At 46.1% G+C, this 1123-nt stretch carries 1 protein-coding gene and 1 pseudogene; both read right to left on the reverse strand.

The features are described 5' to 3' along the window. On the reverse strand, positions 1-448 hold a 448-nt coding region (gene aroK, locus A3750_RS17200), incomplete at its 3' end, for a shikimate kinase AroK (protein ID WP_068548510.1). Between the two features lie 110 nt (positions 449-558). After that, positions 559-1123, reverse strand: a pseudogene (locus A3750_RS17205) (type IV pilus secretin PilQ); the annotation flags it as partial.

A 1123-nucleotide genomic window follows, 5' to 3' on the forward strand; every position in this document is an offset into this window, starting at 1 on the left:
CCTCTCGATAGATAGGATCACGCACTTTCATAAGCTCCGTAAGCACCGTCATAGGGTCGCTGTCGCCCTGCAGCAACGGGCGATTTTTATCCTTATGCGTGCGAGTAAACTGCTGATCGACAGAGGTATTTAAATAAACAATATAGCCATTTCTCGTAAGATGATCTCGATTCTCCTGACGAATTAGAGCACCGCCTCCCGTTGCTAGAACCACGTCAGACTCTGTCGATAGATCACGAATCACGGCAACCTCTCGGTTTCGAAACCCCTCTTCACCCTCAACATCGAAAATCCACGGAATATCAGCACCAGATCGACGCTCAATCTCCTTGTCCGAGTCAACAAACTCATAAGAGAGCTCCGCTGCCAGCAATTTGCCTATAGTCGTTTTACCCGCCCCCATTGGACCGACCAACACAACCAAAGGCTTCTTCGTCCTATACGCCATTAAATAAGCCACTTAAAAAGTGAGAGTTTAACACCCTTTCAACCAACTGAACGAGCCGAACAGGCAAAAAAAAGCCGAGCTCTTAGGCCCGGCTTTTGACACTACTTTCCCTACTGATCTATCAAGCCATCTTTAATCAGTTTAGGCGTGATGAATATCAACAGCTCAGAACGCTGATCTATATTTTCAGTCTTCTTAAACAGATTACCAATGTATGGAATGTCGCCCAAGAAAGGCGTCTTGGTGACCGTTGTCGCCTGCTCAGACTGGAATATACCGCCAAGAACAATCGTTTCTCCATTACCAACGAGAACCTGCGTAATCACTTCGTTAGTATCAATACTTGGGATACCAGCTGTAACCTCACCACGATCATCCTGATTTACCTTCAGATCCATAATAACGTTATCATCTGGCGTAATTTGCGGCGTTACTTCCAGAGACAGCACAGCCTCTTTGAACGATACCGAAGTCGCACCAGAAGACGAAGCTTCTTGATAAGGGATCTCTTCGCCTGATTTGATAGTCGCTGTCTGACGATCCGCTGTAACGATTTTTGGCTGCGCTACAATCTCACCTTTACCGTCAGCCTCAAAAGCCGAGAGCTCTAAATCAAGTAACATATTATCTGTGGTGAAACCAATACCAAATGACGAAGCATTAGCTCGAGTCACG

Source organism: Oleiphilus sp. HI0079 (assembly GCF_001635105.1).